16 protein-coding genes and 1 pseudogene are annotated in these 15,238 nt (G+C 71.3%); 2 read left to right on the top strand and 15 right to left on the bottom strand.

The window, feature by feature from the left end:
• The 11 genes and pseudogenes from ASC67_RS12450 to ASC67_RS12400 all read right to left on the bottom strand — a co-directional run.
• Positions 1-237 (bottom strand): annotated as a pseudogene (locus ASC67_RS12450) (lipoyl synthase); the annotation flags it as partial.
• Between the two features lie 24 nt (positions 238-261).
• Positions 262-936, bottom strand: a complete 675-nt coding sequence (gene lipB, locus ASC67_RS12445; protein WP_056320970.1) for a lipoyl(octanoyl) transferase LipB — start codon at positions 934-936, stop codon at positions 262-264.
• Complete coding sequence (locus ASC67_RS12440; protein ID WP_056320670.1) at positions 936-2,252, bottom strand: hypothetical protein; 1,317 nt, start codon at positions 2,250-2,252, stop codon at positions 936-938. The genes lipB and ASC67_RS12440 overlap by 1 nt, the downstream gene beginning before the upstream one ends.
• The gene (locus ASC67_RS12435; RefSeq protein ID WP_235566302.1) at positions 2,249-3,139 is read right to left on the bottom strand and encodes an ABC transporter ATP-binding protein; all 891 of its coding nucleotides are present in this window, start codon (positions 3,137-3,139) and stop codon (positions 2,249-2,251) included. Before ASC67_RS12435 ends, ASC67_RS12440 begins: the two co-directional genes overlap by 4 nt.
• A gap of 59 nt (positions 3,140-3,198) precedes the next feature.
• Positions 3,199-3,474: a DUF493 family protein gene (locus ASC67_RS12430; protein WP_056320664.1), complete on the bottom strand. Its 276-nt coding sequence runs from the start codon at positions 3,472-3,474 to the stop codon at positions 3,199-3,201.
• 94 nt (positions 3,475-3,568) lie between these two features.
• Complete coding sequence (locus tag ASC67_RS12425) at positions 3,569-4,480, bottom strand: D-amino acid aminotransferase (RefSeq protein WP_056320659.1); 912 nt, start codon at positions 4,478-4,480, stop codon at positions 3,569-3,571.
• Positions 4,481-4,558: 78 nt separating this feature from the next.
• Positions 4,559-5,713: a D-alanyl-D-alanine carboxypeptidase family protein gene (locus tag ASC67_RS12420; protein ID WP_056320655.1), complete on the bottom strand. Its 1,155-nt coding sequence runs from the start codon at positions 5,711-5,713 to the stop codon at positions 4,559-4,561.
• A 42-nt stretch (positions 5,714-5,755) separates the two neighbouring features.
• Complete coding sequence (locus ASC67_RS12415; RefSeq protein ID WP_056320652.1) at positions 5,756-6,382, bottom strand: alpha/beta hydrolase; 627 nt, start codon at positions 6,380-6,382, stop codon at positions 5,756-5,758.
• A 42-nt stretch (positions 6,383-6,424) separates the two neighbouring features.
• Positions 6,425-6,748: a ferredoxin gene (locus ASC67_RS12410; RefSeq protein ID WP_011827910.1), complete on the bottom strand. Its 324-nt coding sequence runs from the start codon at positions 6,746-6,748 to the stop codon at positions 6,425-6,427.
• Between the two features lie 21 nt (positions 6,749-6,769).
• Positions 6,770-7,876 (bottom strand): VanZ family protein, encoded by a 1,107-nt coding sequence (locus tag ASC67_RS12405; RefSeq protein WP_056320647.1) that lies wholly within the window; start codon positions 7,874-7,876, stop codon positions 6,770-6,772.
• 14 nt (positions 7,877-7,890) lie between these two features.
• Positions 7,891-8,319: a CopD family protein gene (locus ASC67_RS12400; protein ID WP_011827908.1), complete on the bottom strand. Its 429-nt coding sequence runs from the start codon at positions 8,317-8,319 to the stop codon at positions 7,891-7,893.
• Positions 8,320-8,555: 236 nt separating this feature from the next.
• Here ASC67_RS12400 and hemB point away from each other — a divergent pair, with 236 nt between their 5' ends.
• Positions 8,556-9,587, top strand: coding sequence for a porphobilinogen synthase (gene hemB / locus ASC67_RS12395; RefSeq protein ID WP_056320644.1), 1,032 nt, complete (start codon positions 8,556-8,558; stop codon positions 9,585-9,587).
• Positions 9,588-9,594: 7 nt separating this feature from the next.
• The gene (locus ASC67_RS12390; protein ID WP_056320640.1) at positions 9,595-10,695 is read left to right on the top strand and encodes a magnesium transporter CorA family protein; all 1,101 of its coding nucleotides are present in this window, start codon (positions 9,595-9,597) and stop codon (positions 10,693-10,695) included.
• A 27-nt stretch (positions 10,696-10,722) separates the two neighbouring features.
• Here ASC67_RS12390 and ASC67_RS12385 read toward each other — a convergent pair whose 3' ends face one another.
• The 4 genes from ASC67_RS12385 to tsaB all read right to left on the bottom strand — a co-directional run bounded on the left by ASC67_RS12385 (position 10,723) and on the right by tsaB (position 15,205).
• Positions 10,723-13,143 carry a bifunctional diguanylate cyclase/phosphodiesterase gene (locus tag ASC67_RS12385; RefSeq protein ID WP_082535983.1) on the bottom strand — a complete coding sequence of 807 codons (2,421 nt, stop codon included), beginning with the start codon at positions 13,141-13,143 and terminating at the stop codon, positions 10,723-10,725.
• Between the two features lie 67 nt (positions 13,144-13,210).
• On the bottom strand, positions 13,211-13,996 hold the full coding sequence (locus tag ASC67_RS12380; protein WP_056320637.1) for a uracil-DNA glycosylase family protein: 786 nt from the start codon (positions 13,994-13,996) through the stop codon (positions 13,211-13,213).
• Positions 13,983-14,477 carry a ribosomal protein S18-alanine N-acetyltransferase gene (gene rimI / locus ASC67_RS12375; RefSeq protein ID WP_056320634.1) on the bottom strand — a complete coding sequence of 165 codons (495 nt, stop codon included), beginning with the start codon at positions 14,475-14,477 and terminating at the stop codon, positions 13,983-13,985. The genes ASC67_RS12380 and rimI overlap by 14 nt, the downstream gene beginning before the upstream one ends.
• Positions 14,474-15,205: a tRNA (adenosine(37)-N6)-threonylcarbamoyltransferase complex dimerization subunit type 1 TsaB gene (tsaB, locus tag ASC67_RS12370; RefSeq protein WP_056320631.1), complete on the bottom strand. Its 732-nt coding sequence runs from the start codon at positions 15,203-15,205 to the stop codon at positions 14,474-14,476. Before tsaB ends, rimI begins: the two co-directional genes overlap by 4 nt.
• Positions 15,206-15,238: the final 33 nt, after the last annotated feature.

Genomic DNA, 15,238 nt, shown 5'->3' with positions numbered 1-15,238 from the left:
GACGGTATGGAGCTTGTGCTCGCGCAGGATCTGCTTGATCTCGTAGAAGCGGGTGCTGGGGCTGCCGGCCTTGACGCGGATCCACTCGGGCTTCTTCAGCACCTCCGCGGCCACCACCTTGATCGGGATGCGCGCCGTCTTGGCCTGTGCCTTCTGCTTGGCCAGCGGGTCGTAGGGCGTCTCGCCTGCGACCGGAGATGAAGCGACAGGGACCGAGGCCGGCACGGAGGGCAGCATGTTCATGGGTGTGGGCGCGCGATGTCAGGTGCTGAGATAGCTCTCGAGCCGGTCACCGAGGTCGGCGGCGGCGCGTTCCGGATCGACGTGGACCCCGATTGTAGAAAGATCGACCGTCCGCAGCCCGGCGTAACCGCAGGGGTTGATGCGCTCATAGGGGCTCAGGTCCATCGCCACATTCAGCGCCAGGCCGTGGTAGCTGCAGTGGCGCGACACCTTGATCCCCAGCGCGGCGATCTTGCCGATGCCGCGCCAGGGGTCGCGCGGGTCGGGCGGCCCCGGCAGCGCGCCGTGGCCGAACGGGTCGCCGAGGTTCACGTAGATGCCCGGCGCGCCGGCGACCCGGTGGCCGGTGACGCCATAGCCCTCCAGCGTCTTGATCACCGCCTGCTCGAGCCGGAACACGTATTCCTTGACAAAGATGCCCAGCGCCTGGAGATCGATCAGCGGGTAGGCCACCACCTGGCCGGGGCCGTGGTAGGTCACCTGCCCGCCGCGGTTGCTGGACACCACCGGGATGTCGCCGGCGTCGAGCACGTGTTCGGCCTTGCCGGCCAGGCCCTGGGTGAACACCGGCGGGTGCTCGCACAGCCACAGTTCGTCGGGCGTGCCCGGCGTGCGGGCCTCGGTGAAGGCGCGCATCGCATCGAAGGTCGTCGCATAGTCCACGCGGCCCAGCCGCCGTCGCTGCATCGCCATCAGGCGCCCGCCGGCCGCCAGCGGGTGCGCGCGACGAACACCGCTGCTGCCGCCTGCAGCGCGGCGATCCCGGCGCCCAGCCATCCGCCGCCCTCGGCACCCAGCGGCTGCAGCAGGCCGGCCAGCGCGGACAGCCCCGCCGCGTGCAGCAACCAAGGCAGCACCAGGTTCAGCACCACCAGCACTACCAGCGTCGTGCTCTCCGCCCGGCGGGCGCGCGGACCCCAGTGGATCGCGCAGGCCAGCGCCAGGTCGCGCAACGCCAGCAGCGCCCAGGTCAGCGGCAGCCCGGCGAGCGCGAGCGCACGGCCGATGCCGCTGGCCCGCAGTTCGGGCGCCAGCACGCTGGCCACCAGACCGCCGCCGAGCGCGAGCGCCAGCGACGCCAGCATCAGCGGGAGCCGCTCCAGCGTCGCGGTGTCCAGCGCACCGCCAGCGCGCCAGCGGGCGACGAAGCGCTGCCACAGGTCGAGCCGCGGCGGCTCGATGAAGAGACTGAGATAGGCGGTGGTGGTCGCGCAGGCGGTCAGCGCGAAAGCCACGCGCCACACCGGATTTCCCTCCGGCCAGAAGCCTGCCGCGAACACAGCGAGCCACGCCTGGAACCCCAGCCAGGCGTGCGGCCGCAAGGGCAGTTGCAGCGCCCCGGCCATCAAGCGCTGGGCGCCGAGCACAGCCCAGGCCGCGAACACCGCGGCGGTCGCCGCGTAGAACGCCGCGGCTCCGAAGTTCATGCCCCACCAGAGCACCTCGCCGGGCGCTGCCTGCCGAGGCAGCGCGCCGAACCACGGAAACACGACCAACAGCACGATCCACCATGCGCCGCCCCGCCGCGCCGCCAGTCCGCCGCGGCGCAAGGCCGCCAGCGCGACGATCAGGCTCACCGCCTGCAGGCCCACACCGGCCGACACCATGCCGACCAGCAGCGCCCACGACAGACCGTGGCCCTGCGCTGCATTCGACACCAGCCACACGGCCAGGCAGATCACGCCGCCGTACCACGCGAACAGCGTGCCGCCGAACAGCTTTCCCCAGGTCAGCTGCCAGGGCGTCAGCGACGACAGGCGCTGGGCGTCCCAGGTGGCCTCGCTGACCTCGTCGAGCAGCGCAGCACTGGCCAGTCGCGCGCCGTAGAAGCCCACCAGCAGCACGAAGCCGGCCTGCGCCACCGTGGGCAGTGCCGACGGGCTGGCGAGGCCGACTGCGGCGAACACCAGCGCGAGCACCGCCGGCATGCCGAGCAGGCGCGCGGGCGAAAACTCCAGCCAGAGCTGGCGCTGGAACTCCGGATTGCCGGCCGCCAGCGCGCGCATCATGCGCCCGCTCCCGCGCCCGCCACGCTGCGCAGATAGCTCTGCTGCAGGTTCTCACGCTGCTCGGCGAAGCTGCTCACGGCGAAGCCGGCGCCGATCAGGCGCGCCAGCAGTGCCGCCTGATCGGCATCGGTGCCGCCGAACGCGAGTTCGAGCGTGTGGGCGTCGACGAGTGTTGCCTGCAGGCCGGCCTCGCGCCCCAGCCAGGCCTGCGCCTCCCGGGCCGCCGTCAACAGGCCGGCGCGCAGCCGACGCGGCGGGCGATCGCCGGCCGCCGGCACCGCGACGGTCAGCGCCCGGTGCTCGACCACCTGGCCGTCGCGCAGCATCAGCATGTGGGTCGAGTACTCGTCCAGCTCGGCCAGGATGTGAGACGACACCAGCAAGGTCATGCCCTCGTCGCGCAAGCTGCGGAACAGCGCCGCCAGCCCGGCCCGTGCTTCCGGGTCCAGCCCCGAGGCCGGCTCGTCGAGGATCAGCAGCTGCGGCCGATGGATCAGCGCCTGCCCGATCGCCACGCGCTGGCGCTGGCCGCGCGACAGCGCGCCGCACAGGCGGTCGAGCAGGTCGGTGAGCCCCAGGCGTTTCGCGACCGGCAGCACGGCGGCAGCGGCAGCCTCGGGCGCGGCGCCGTGCGCGAGCGCGGCGTAACACAGGGTCTGGCGCACGCTCAGCGCCGTCGAGACGCCGAAGCTGTCGGCCAGGAAGCCGAGCTGGCGGTGGCTCTCGCGGGGTTGCGCGATCACGTCGATGCCGGCAACGGCGATGCGCCCCGACAGCGGCGCCTCCAGTCCGGCGATGCAGCGCATCAGCGTGGTCTTCCCGGCACCGTTGGGCCCCACCAGCGCGGTCACGCTGCCGCGCTCGATGCGGCAGCAGAGGCCGTGCAACGCCCGCTGCGTGCCGTAGTCGTGAACGAGGTCGGCGACCTCGACCAGCGTCGCGGCGCTCAGAGCACCACCTTGACCATCGGGTGCGTGCTCAGCGTGCGGTAGAGCTCGTCGAGCTGCTCGCGGCTGGTGGCCGTGACGGTGAGCGTCAGACCGAGGTAGTTGTTGCCCTTGCTGGGCCGGGCCTCGACGGTCTGCGCGTCGAACGCCGGATCGAAGCGCAACGCGATGTCGACCATCGCCGCGAGGAAGCCCTCGGCGTTGGACCCCATCACCTTGATCGGGAAGGCGCTCGGGTACTCGATCAGCGATTGCTCTGGAGGGATGGCCGTCATGGTCTGCTGCCGCTGCGTCTGGCGGGCACGCCGCTGCGGCGCCCGCGATGGACAGATTGTCCCGCAGCCGCGAAATCCACTCGGACGCTGCGGCTCAGATCGACTGGACCGGCTTGGCCCGTTGGTAGGCCTCGTAGAGCCGGGCGTAGACCGGCCCGGGCTTGCCGCGCAGCGTGCCGTGCCCGACCAGCTCGCCGTCGAGTCGGGTGACCGCCAGCACTTCCTTCATCGCCGAGCTGAGCAGCAACTCGTCGGCCGAGAAGACCTCGCCCTCGCCGACCGGCCGCAGGCTGTAGCCGATGCCGCACTCCTCGCACAGCTCGGCCAGCAGGTCGACCCGCACGCCTTCGAGCAGCAGTTCGCTCTTCGGCGGGCCGATCAGCGCGCCTTCCTTCACCATCCAGACATTGGACGCTGCAGCCTCGGTCAGGAAGCCGTCGCGAAACAGGATGGTCTCGACGGCGCCCTTGTCGGCCGACATCTGTCGCGCGAGCACGTTGCCGAGCAGCGAAATGCTCTTGATGTCGCCACGCTCCCAACGGAAGTCGCGTGCGCTGATGCAGGCCACGCCGGCATGGCGCTGCTCGGGCGTCGGCGGCTTCGCCGGACTGCTCATCATGAAGACCGTGGGCTCGATGTCGGCCGGCATCGTGTGCTCGCGCAGCGCCACGCCGCGCGTGACCTGCAGGTACACGAGCTGGTCGGTCGCCCCGCTGTGCTCGTGCTGGGCCGCGACCAGCCGGCGCATGCGCGCCAGCCAGTCCTCGCGCGTCAGCGGCGCGGTGATGCGCACCTTGGCGAGGCTGCGCTCCAGGCGCGCCATGTGCTCGTCGAAGCGGAACAGCCGACGGTCGTAGACGGGCAGGACCTCGTAGACGCCGTCGCCGAACATGAAGCCGCGGTCGAGCACGCTGACGCGAGCGTCCGCCAGCCGGGTGTAGTCGCCGTTCAGATAGCACAGCGCGTCGGCGCTCGCCGCGGGAATGGAGCTGGGCAGCGGGTTCATGCCCGCAGCGTAGGCCGGTCGACGGCAACCGGCAAGCAGCGTTTCACCCGGTACGAATCGACACCGGCGTCACGGGCGTCACTGGATCCAGAGTCGCAGCGAATCCCAGGCCCGGCCCAGCAGGCCGGCGCTGTCGACGTTCTCCAGCACCGTCAGCGGCACCTCGGCCACGGGCGCACCGCCGGCGGTGACCTTGATGCTGCCGACCACCTGCCCCTTGGCGAGCGGTGCCACCAGCGGATCGGTGCGCGAGATGTCGGTCTTGAGCTTGTCGCCCTCGCCCTTGGGCACGCTGACATAGACGGCAGCGGCGCTGCCGAGCTTGGCGTTGTTCGACGTGCCCTTCCAGATCGGCGGGCTGACGACCGCCTGGTTGGCGTCGAACAGCTTGACAGCGTCGAAGGCGGTGTAGCCCCAGTTCAGCAGCTTCTGGCTTTCATTGGCACGCGCCTCCATCGACGCGGCGCCGAGCACGACGCTGATCAGCCGGCGCGGACCGTTCGGGAAGTCGCGCTTGGCGGTGGTGATCATGCAGTAGCCGGCGGCATCGGTGAAGCCGGTCTTCAGGCCGTCGACCGAGGGGTCGCGGTAGAGCAGCAGGTTGCGGTTGGGCTGCTTGATCTTGTTGAAGGTGAACTCGCGCATCACCGAGTAGCGCAGGTAGTCGGGGAAGTCCTGCACCAGCCGGGTCGCGATCACCGCCAGGTCCCGCGCGGTGCTGGTGTGGCCCGCCGCCGGCAGGCCTTCGGGGTTCTTGAAGGTGGTGGCCTTGAGGCCGAACGCCTGGGCCTGGCGGTTCATCATCGCGACGAACTGCTCCAGAGACCCACCCACGCCCTCGGCCAGCACCACGGTGGCGTCGTTGCCGCTCTGCACGATCTCGCCCTTGAGCAGGTCATCGACAGAGACCTGGCTGTTGAGCGGCAGGAAGCTGCGCGAGGCGCCGGTCATGCCGGTGCGCCAGGCGCGTTCCGACACCGGCAGCGTCTGCGTCAGCGTCAGCTTCTTGTCCTTCAGCGCCTGGAACACCAGGTAGGCGCTCATCAGCTTGGTCAGCGAGGCCGGCTCGATCGGGCTGTCGGGGTCCTTGGCCGCCAGCACCTGGTTGGTTGTGACGTCGAACAGCAGGTAGGAGCGCGCCGCGATCTCGGGCGGCTGCACGGCCTGGGCCTGGGCCGCCACGCCCGTGAGAGCGGTGGCGACGGCGAACAGAAGAGCGAACAGTCTTTTCATCGGGGTCTCTGCAACGGGAAACGGGAGCGGGCGGCGCGCCGGTCAGGAGGACCAGCCGCGCACCACCAGCGACTTGAGCAACGCGAGCTGCCCATGAAAGAAATGGCCGACGCCGGGGATCACCGTGACCGGCAGGCCCTGCGGGCGCGCCCAGTCGAAGGTGGCCGACAGCGGCACCACGTCGTCGGCCTCGCCGTGGACCACCAGCGTGTCGGCCTGCAGTTCCTCGGGAACGGCGGGCACCTGCTGCTTCTGCGTCGACGGGGCGATCAGCGCCAGCCGCCGCGGCCGCGCGTCGCCGCTCAGGCGGGCTGCGGCACTGGCGGCCACGAAGCCGCCGAACGAGAAGCCGGCCAGCCACAGCGGCAAGGCCGGATCGCGCTGCGCCGCGATGACCGCCAGCGCGTCGTCGAGCTCGCCGCGGCCCTCGTCCCAGCTGCCGGCCGACGCGCCGACACCGCGGAAGTTGAAGCGCACGCTGCGCGCGCCGAGTTGCAGGCCGGCACGCGCGACGGTCTGCACCACCTTGTTGTCCATCGTGCCGCCATGCAGCGGGTGCGGGTGGCAGATCACCAGCAACGCCCGCGCCGGGCCGGCCGGCGCGTCGAGCGCGCACTCGATGTCGCCGGCGGGGCCGGCCAGCGTCAGGCGCTGCGTCTGGACGTTCATCGCGCAACCGGGCGAACGGGAACGGACACGGACACGGCGCCGTCAGCGGCCCACATCGGGGGGCAGCAGCAGGCGCTCGACGACCTGGCCGTGCTTCAGGTGGGATTCGACGATCTCGTCGATGTCGTGCGCATCGACATAGGTGTACCAGGTGCCCTCGGGATAGACCACCGCCACCGGCCCGCCGGCGCAGCGGTCCAGGCAACCGGCCTTGTTGACGCGGACCTTCCCCGCGCCCATCAGCCCGGCCGCCTTCGCCTGCGACTTGCAGCGCGCGAAGCCGGCCTCGGCGTCGTGGTCGGCACAGGCGGCCTCGCCGTCGCGCTTGTTGAGGCAGAAGAAGATGTGGCGCTCGTAATAGCTCATCGGGGAATTGTAGGTTTGAGGCTATTCACCCCGGGCCGCGACGCGGCCGAGCAGGTAAGCGAGTGTCGCCCAGGGCCACAGCCAGCCGATCCATTGCGACAGGCCGTGGAAGCGGATGAAACGGCCCTGCTCCCAGGACTGCAGGCTGGCCGCGTAGTAGGCATCGCCGGGTGCCATGTTGACGAGCGCCACGCCGAAACTGATGACCAGCAGCGCCACGGCGGCCGACGCGCGCGCCGGCAGCCACGTCAGCCCCACGGCGACGACGGCCACCACGCCGATGGCCGGCAGCACCGGCGGCGTCCACCAGGTCAGCGCGTGCTCGGGCCCGAAGTTCAGCGCCGTCGACAGCGTCGTGGCCGCGATGCCCAGCAGCAGCGCCCCGACCGGCAGCAGCAGGCGGCGCGGACCGGGCCGCGTCAGCGCGTAGGCGAGCAGGCAGGGCGCCAGCAGGCCGGCCGCCACGCCCAGCAACTCGAGCCCCGGCGCCAGCGGCTCGCTGACGGTGGTGGTGGCGCCGAGCCAGCCGTCCCAGGCCGTGTCTTCCAGTCCCTCGGCGAGCAGGTCGCGCGCGCGGTCCAGCACATGGCCGAGTCCGAAGGGCAGCGGCGGCGGGAACAGCAGGCCGAAAGGCCACAACAGCAGCAGCGTCAGGCCGGCACCGCGGTCGCGCAGCAGCCAGCGCTCGCGCCAGCGCTGCCAGTGCCCGAGCAGCCCGAGCGCGTGCAGCACCAGCATCAGCACCGCGCCGAGCGCCGCGCCGGCGGTGTTCAGGCTCCAGTCGATGATCGACGGCACCCGCCGAGGCAGCAGGTGCTGCAGGGTCTCGAGCGCATAGCTCAGGCCGCTGGACATCCCGACCGCGACAGCGAACCCCAGCCAGGCCCGGGCGCCGCCGCGCAGCAGACCGCCCGCCACGAGTGCGCCGAGCGGCACGTAGGCGAGCAGGTTGCTGACCAGATCGAACTGCCCCACGCCGCGCGGCTTGGGTACCGGCAGCAGCCACCAGCGGATGTCGGTCGCCGTCGGCCATTCCCAGCCGGTGAACGGGTGCAGGCTGGCGTAGACCATCAGGCAGGCGCAGGCCGCAGCCAGAGGCCAGGCCGAACTGCTGCGCTGCGCGGCCATGCGCCCGGCCGGCCTCAGAAGGGCTTGACCACGACCAGCACGACGATCGCGGCGAACACCAGCACCGCAGCCTCGTTGAAGACGCGGAACCAGCGGTGGCTGCGGCGGTTGGCATGCTGCTCGAAGTCGCGCAGCAGCCGCTTGCACACATGGTGGTAGCCGATGGCCGCGACCACCAGCAGCAGCTTGGCATGCAGCCAGCCGTTGCCCGGCCCGCGGCCGATGCCATAGCCCAGCCACAACCACAGGCCGAGCCCGAGCGCGGGGATCATCAGCAGCGAGCTGAAGCGGTGCAGCTTGTGCGCCATCAGCAGCAGGCGCTCGCGCTCGGCGTGGCTGTCGGCCGGCACCATGGCCAGGTTCACCAGCAGCCGCGGCAGGTAGAACAGGCCGGCGAACCAGCTGGCGGCGAAGACGATGTGGAAGGCCTTGATCCAGAGCATCGGAGGATTATCGCGAGCGAACGCCGGGCAGAAAAAAGCCCCGGCAGGGCCGGGGCTTGAAAGCCTGGCGCTGTCACACGGTCAGGCTCCTGCTCAGGGAGGTGAAGCAGGGAATGAACGCCTTGCGACGTATCATTCAACGACAATTTTAGCAGCGCCGGGCCGGCGTTTTCCTGTCAGATGCGCCCCCGCACACGGGTCGCCCGGAATCCACGCTTCGTCCCTCCATCCGCCTTGTGCTCCACCACCCGGTCACGCCCGTGAGCTCCTACCCCCAACGCTTCCCCGCCACACGCGCGCGCCGCCTGCGCCGCGACGACTTCACCCGCGCGCTGGTGCGCGAGCACGCCCTCACCGCGTCGGATCTGATCCTGCCGGTGTTCGTGCTCGACGGCAGCAACCAGGTGCACGAAGTGGCCTCGATGCCCGGGGTACAGCGCCTGAGCCTGGACCGGCTGCTGCCGGTGGCCGAGGCCTGCGTGCGCGAGCGCATTCCGGTGATGGCGCTGTTCCCGGTGATCGACGCCGCGAAGAAGACCGAGGACGGCCGCGAGGCGATGAACCCCGAGGGCCTGGTGCCCACCGTCGTGCGCGAGCTCAAGCGGCGCTTTCCGGAGCTGGGCGTGCTGACCGACGTGGCGCTCGACCCCTTCACCACGCACGGCCAGGACGGCCTGCTCGACGCCACCGGCTACATCCTCAACGACGAGACGGTAGCGGTGCTGACGCAGCAGGCGCTGGTGCAGGCCGAGGCCGGCGTCGACATCGTGGCACCGAGCGACATGATGGACGGCCGCATCGGCGCGATCCGCGACGCGCTGGAGGCCCGGCGCCTGATCCATACCCGCATCATGGCCTACAGCGCCAAGTACGCGAGCGCCTTCTACGGCCCGTTCCGCGACGCGGTCGGCTCGGCCGGCAACCTGGGCAAGAGCAACAAGAAGGTCTACCAGATGGACCCGGGCAACACCGACGAGGCGCTGCGCGAGGTGGCGATGGACCTGGCCGAAGGCGCCGACATGGTGATGGTCAAGCCCGGCATGCCGTACCTCGACATCGTGCGGCGCGTGAAGGACGAGTTCCGCGTGCCCACCTTCGCCTACCAGGTGAGCGGCGAGTACGCGATGCTGAAGGCGGCCGCCGCCAACGGCTGGCTCGACGGCGAGGCGGTGATGATCGAGTCGCTGCTGGCCTTCAAGCGGGCCGGCGCCGACGGCGTGCTGAGCTACTTCGCGCTCGATGCCGCACGGGCCCTGAACGCGCGGTGACGGGTCGATGCGGATCTTCCACGTCAGCACGGACCAGTTCACCGAGCTGAGCGAGCTGCCCGACGCGCTGCCGCCCGCGGGCTACCTCTGGATCGGCAGCGCGCGGCGGGAGTTCGAGGTCGGGGTCCCGGTTCTGCAGGGCGCGCTGCAGCGCTGGACCGGCGGCCAGCTGGTCGATCTGCACGTGGCCGACCTGCTCAACAACCAGTTGCCCTCGCACTTCGACTACACCTCGTGGTACGACGTGATGGTGTTCCGCCGCCTCGCGGCGGGCAGCGGCAGCAGTGGCCTGTTCCTCGACGAGCAGCAGGGCACGCTGGCCACCGCCAAGCGCGCGCTGGAGGCGATCGACACCAGCCCGGTGGGCTTCGCGATCTTCGACCGCGTGCTGATCAGCGTGCACCCGACCGACTGCCAGGTGCGCGACTTCTTCGCGAACCGCTTGTCGCTGGCCAGCCAGGGCAGCGAAGCCCGCGCGGCCGGCGCGCGCATGCCGGCCAGTCCCGCCGACCTGATGCTGCGCATGGTCAACCACATGGTCGACAGCTACCTCGAGCTGCGCCGGCTGCTGACGCGCCAGCTCGGCTACCTGCAGCAGGAGCTGTTCCGCCCGCGCAGCCACTTCAGCGACTGGCAGGTGCTGCTCGATTCGCGCAACGCGCTGCATGCACTGGAAGACACCTGCGAGGACCAGCGCAGCGCCATCTCCGAATGGATCGACGCGCTCGACGAGTGGCCCGACGAGACCGAGCCCGTGGCCCAGCGCGAGCGCGAGCTGCTGCGCGTGCGCTCGCGCGACGTGCTCGAGCACATCGAGCGCGTGCTCAGCCATGTTCGCAGACTGGAGAGCTCGGCCGAGAGCGCGGTGCAGATGCATTTCTCGGCGCAGAGCAACCGCACCAACGAGATCATGCGGACGCTGACCGTGCTGACGGCGGTGTTCATGCCGCTGAACCTGATCACCGGTTTCTTCGGCATGAACTTCGATTTCCTGCCGCTGGTGCACAGCAGCACCGGCATCTGGGTCACGACGGTGCTGATGGCCGCGCTGGCGGTCACGCTGGTCGTGTACTTCCGCCGCAAGCGCTACCTAGAGCGCGGACGCTGACGAGGGCGTTCGGCCACGGCGGTGCGGTCAACCGCTCGCCACGCGCCCGGCCCAGGCCTCGAAGGCCTGCAGCGACAGCGACGGGCTGATCGCCTCGCCCTGCAGCTCGTCGCACTGCTCGCGCGCGAGGAAGGCCCGCTGGGCCTCGGTCTCGACGCCTTCGGCGATGACGGTGATACCGAGGCTGCGGGCCATCTGGATGATGGCCCGCGCGATGGCCACCGAGCCGCGCGCCTCGGGCAGGTCGACGACGAAGGAGCGGTCGATCTTCATCTTGTCGATCGGCAGCGACTTCAGGTGGCCGAGCGAGGAGTAGCCGGTACCGAAGTCGTCGACGGACAGGCGGATGCCCAGTGCCTTGAGCTGGGCCAGTCGCCCGCCGACCTCGGGCAGCTCGTCCATCAGCATGCGCTCGGTCAGCTCCAGCTCGAGCAGGCGCCCGGGCAGGCCGGCCGCCTGCAGCACCTGCGCGACCGTCGCGACGAAATCGGGCGCCTGGAACTGCAGCGTCGACAGGTTCACGGCCACCGGCACCGCGCACAGGCCCTCGTCGTGCCAGCGCCGCGCTGCGCGCGCCGCCTCGTGCAGCACCCAGGCGCCGATCGGCAGCATCAGGCGCTGCTGCTCTGCGAGCGGGATGAACTGGTCGGGCAGCAGCAGCCCGCGCTCGGGGTGCTGCCAGCGGATCAGCGCCTCGGCGCCGACCAGCACGCCGTCGCCGGCCCGCACCTGCGGCTGGAAGTGCAGCACGAACTCGCCGCGCTCCAGCGCCTGCGCGAGCTCGCCCTCCAGCACCAGCGCCGCATAGGCGTTGCTGGCGAGCGCCGGATCGAAGAACTGGTAGGTGGCGCGGCCGCGCGCCTTGGCGCGGTACATCGCGGTGTCGGCGTGCTTGATCAGCTCGGCCGGCGTGACGCCGTCGCCAGGAAACATCGCGATGCCGATCGACGGCGTGACGGAGATCGAGCGCCCCGCCTCGGCGTCCAGCGGCACCTCGATCGCCGCCAGCAGCTTGCGGGCGACGTCGGCCACGTCCTCCAGGCGCGGCCCGCCGCCGATCAGCACCATGAACTCGTCGCCGCCGAAGCGCGCCACCACGTCGCTGGCGCGCAGCACGGCGCCGATGCGTTGGGCCACGGTCTTCAGCAGTTCATCGCCGGCCAGGTGGCCGAGCGAATCGTTGACGCGCTTGAAGTGGTCGAGGTCGATGAACAGCAGCGCCAGCGCCTCGCGCGACTCGGTGGCCCGTGCCATCAGCTGGTCGATCTCGGCCATGAAGGCCAGGCGGTTCGGCAGTCCGGTCAGGGCATCGTGGTGCGCGAGGTGATGGATGTGCGCCTGCGCGGCATGGCGGTCGCGGATGTCGCGCACGATGGTCATGCGCAGCCGCTCATCGCCGCGCATCATGGTGCGCACGATGAACTCCACCGGGATGCGCCGGCCCGACTTGTCGATCAGCGCGCTCTCGTAGGTCGTCTCCTGGCCCGAGCTCATCACGGCGGACACCTTGCCCACCTGGTCGGGCGCGACGAAGTCGAGCGTGCGGCGCCCCAGCAATTCGTCGAGCCCGTAGCCCACCAGCGCGCCGACCGGGGCATTGGCGTCGGTGATGACGCCGTCCTTGTGGAAGACGATGCCCTCGGCGCTGGCCTGCATGAACTTGCCCAGCCGCTCTTCCGATTCGCGCACCGCCTGCTCGGCGAGCCGGTGGCGGGAGATGTCGGAGATCAGGACGAAGAAGGCGATCAGCCGGCCATCGGCCGCCCGCTGCGGCAGCAGGTGCACCTCGACCCACTGCGTGCGGCCATCGGCGCGCTCCAGCTGGCGCTCGTAGACCACGGCACGCTGCTCGAGCAGCACGGTGTCGAGCTGCGGTCGGATCCGCTGCAGGGCCGCCTCGCCGATCACCTCGGCGATCGGCAGGCCCAGGATGGACTGCTCATCCCGCCCGAAGGTCAGCGCATACGGCCGGTTCGCGAACAGGCAGCGCTGCTCCTGCGCGTCGTAGCAGGCGATCAGCGCCGGCACGCTGTCGGCCAGCAGCCGCAGCTGCTCGGCCTGGGCGCTGGCCACCCGTTCGGCCTGCCGCGTCGCCGAGACGTCGTGCAGGACGCAAACCCAGCGCCCTCGCGACGGCTGCCATTGCGCGGCGCAATCGACCCAGGCCTCGCGCCGCGTCGCGTCGTCGCCCTCCGGACTGCACAGGTGCAGCGGCAGCGACAGGTGCTCGCCCTGCGCCAGCGCGCCGAGCAGCGTGGCACGGTCCGGGTCGGCCAGCAGCCGCTGCCAGCCCGCGCCCCGGGCCGCCTCGACGCTCAGGCCGGTGAGCCGGCAGAAGGCCGCGTTGGCGTGCGATGCCCGGCCGTCGCGCGCGAGCAGCAGCACCGCGCTCGGCAGGTCGTCCCAGGAGCACGGCTCCTCGGCGGGCAACGGCGCAGCGGCGTCCATGGCCGAGGGTAGGCGCGCCGATGCAGTCGGTCGATTCGGCCGAACCCTGCGGCGGCGTGCACCGGCGTCAGGAGCTCGCGTTGCGCATCACCTCGCGCGCCAGGCACAGGTCGTCCCAGGCCTTCGCCTTGTCGGCCGGATTGCGCAGCAGGTAGGCGGGGTGGTAGGTCACGATGGCAGGCACGCCCTGGTACTGGTGGACCCGGCCCCGCAGGCGGCCGATGGACTCACTGGTCTGCAGCAGCGACTGCACCGCGAAACGGCCCATCGCGAGGATCAGTCGCGGCTGCAGCAGCGCCACCTGGCGGGCCAGGTAGGGCTCGCACTGCGCTACTTCCTCGGGCTGCGGATTGCGGTTCATCGGCGGCCGGCACTTCAGCACGTTGGCGATGTACACCTGCTGTGCGGGCTGCAGCCCCTCGCCGTTGGCCTGGCGCGTCAGGCCCAGGGCGCGCAGCATGTTGTCGAGCAACTGCCCAGCCTTGCCGACGAAGGGCTCGCCCTGGCGGTCTTCCTGTTCGCCCGGCGCCTCGCCGACCACCATCCAGTGCGCCTGCGTGTGGCCGACGCCGAACACCGTGTTCGTGCGACCGCGGCACAGCCCGCAGGCGGTGCAGCCGGCGACGGCGGTGCGCAGGTCCGCCCAGTCCATCGCCTCGACACCGCCGGGCCAGGCCCCACGTTCGGCCGCGGCGGCCCGTGGCATCGTCGGCGCAGGCTCGGCCACGCCGGACGGTGCGCGCGGGGCGTCCGCATCGGCGACCGGCGTGGCCACCGCCGGTGCCGCAGGCGATCGCCACACGCGGATGCCCATCTCCGCCAGCATCGCGGCCTGCCGTTCATCCCAGACCATGCACGGCCTCCGGAATCTGCAGGCTCATCACCACCGCGTCCTCGCGCGCCCGTCCGCGCGCCGGGTAGTAGCCGCGGCGCAGGCCCACATTGCGAAAACCGTAGCGCTCGTAAAGCCCGCGGGCATTCAGGTTCGAGATGCGCACCTCGAGCCAGAGCTGCGAGGCGCGGTGGGCCCGTGCGATCGAGCGCAGCGCATCGAGCATGTAGCGTGCATGGCCGCGCCGCTGCAGCGCCGGCGCGACGCTGAGGTTGAGCAAGTGCACTTCGTCGACGCCGAACATCGCGACGAAGTAGCCGACCACGCCGTCCTGCGGCGTGCGCAACACCTCGGCGGGGTAGCCGGCGCGCAGCGAGTCGAGGAAGTTGCCGCGCGTCCAGGGGAAGTCGTAGATCGCCTGCTCGATCACCATCACCTCGTCGAAGTCGCTCTCGACCAGCGTGCTCAGGCTGCGCGGCGGCGGCTGCAGCACGGCATTCATGACGGCACTCCGCTGCCGGCGGCCTGTGCCGCTCGCTGCGCCGTCCGCTCGGCGGTGGTCTGCGCCACCTGGTCGCGCACGTAGAGCGGCAGCGCACCGGCGGCGTCGACCTGTTCGCCGCGCGCCCATGCCGCACGGGCCAGCGTCAGCAGGGCCGTCGCCCGCGGTGCGCTGTCGGGCCAGCCGGCGGCGCGCAGGCCCGACCAGGCCTGGGCATGCGCGTTCAGCGAGTTGCCGGCCACCTGCGCCGGCGACATCTCGCCGGCGATGCGCGCGGCCAGCGCGGCGGGCGCATGCAGGGCCGGCGCTTCGAGCACGGCCCAGCCCGCCGCCGTGCGACGGTAGCGCGCGGCATAGGCCTCGCCCATGCGGGCGTCGACCGCCACCCACAGCTCGTCGGCGGCGCCCTGGCGGTGGGCGTCTTCGGCCACCGCCATCAAGGTATCGAGCATCAACACCGGCCGGTCCGCGCCGAAGGCGAGCCCTTGCGTCACCGCACAGGCCGCGCGCACGCCGGTGAAGGCGCCCGGACCGCGTCCGCAGCCGATGGCGTCGAGCTCGCGCAGGCCCAGCCCGGCCTCGGCCAGCAGCGCCATCAGGGCCGGCAGCAGGCTGGCCGAGGCGAGCGCACCCCCGGGCAGTGCACGCACCCAGCTCTGCTCGCCCCGGCACAGGCCGATGTGCAGCGTTTCGGTGGCGGTGTCGAGCACCAGCAGGCGCGGCGTCATGAGCGGGCCCCTGTAGATCGATCGCGAGGAGGA

The organism is Methylibium sp. Root1272, assembly GCF_001425905.1.
Classification (GTDB): domain Bacteria; phylum Pseudomonadota; class Gammaproteobacteria; order Burkholderiales; family Burkholderiaceae_C; genus Methylibium.
The sequence above is the reverse complement of the archived record's forward strand: the minus strand, read 5'-3'. Positions and strand labels throughout refer to the sequence as shown.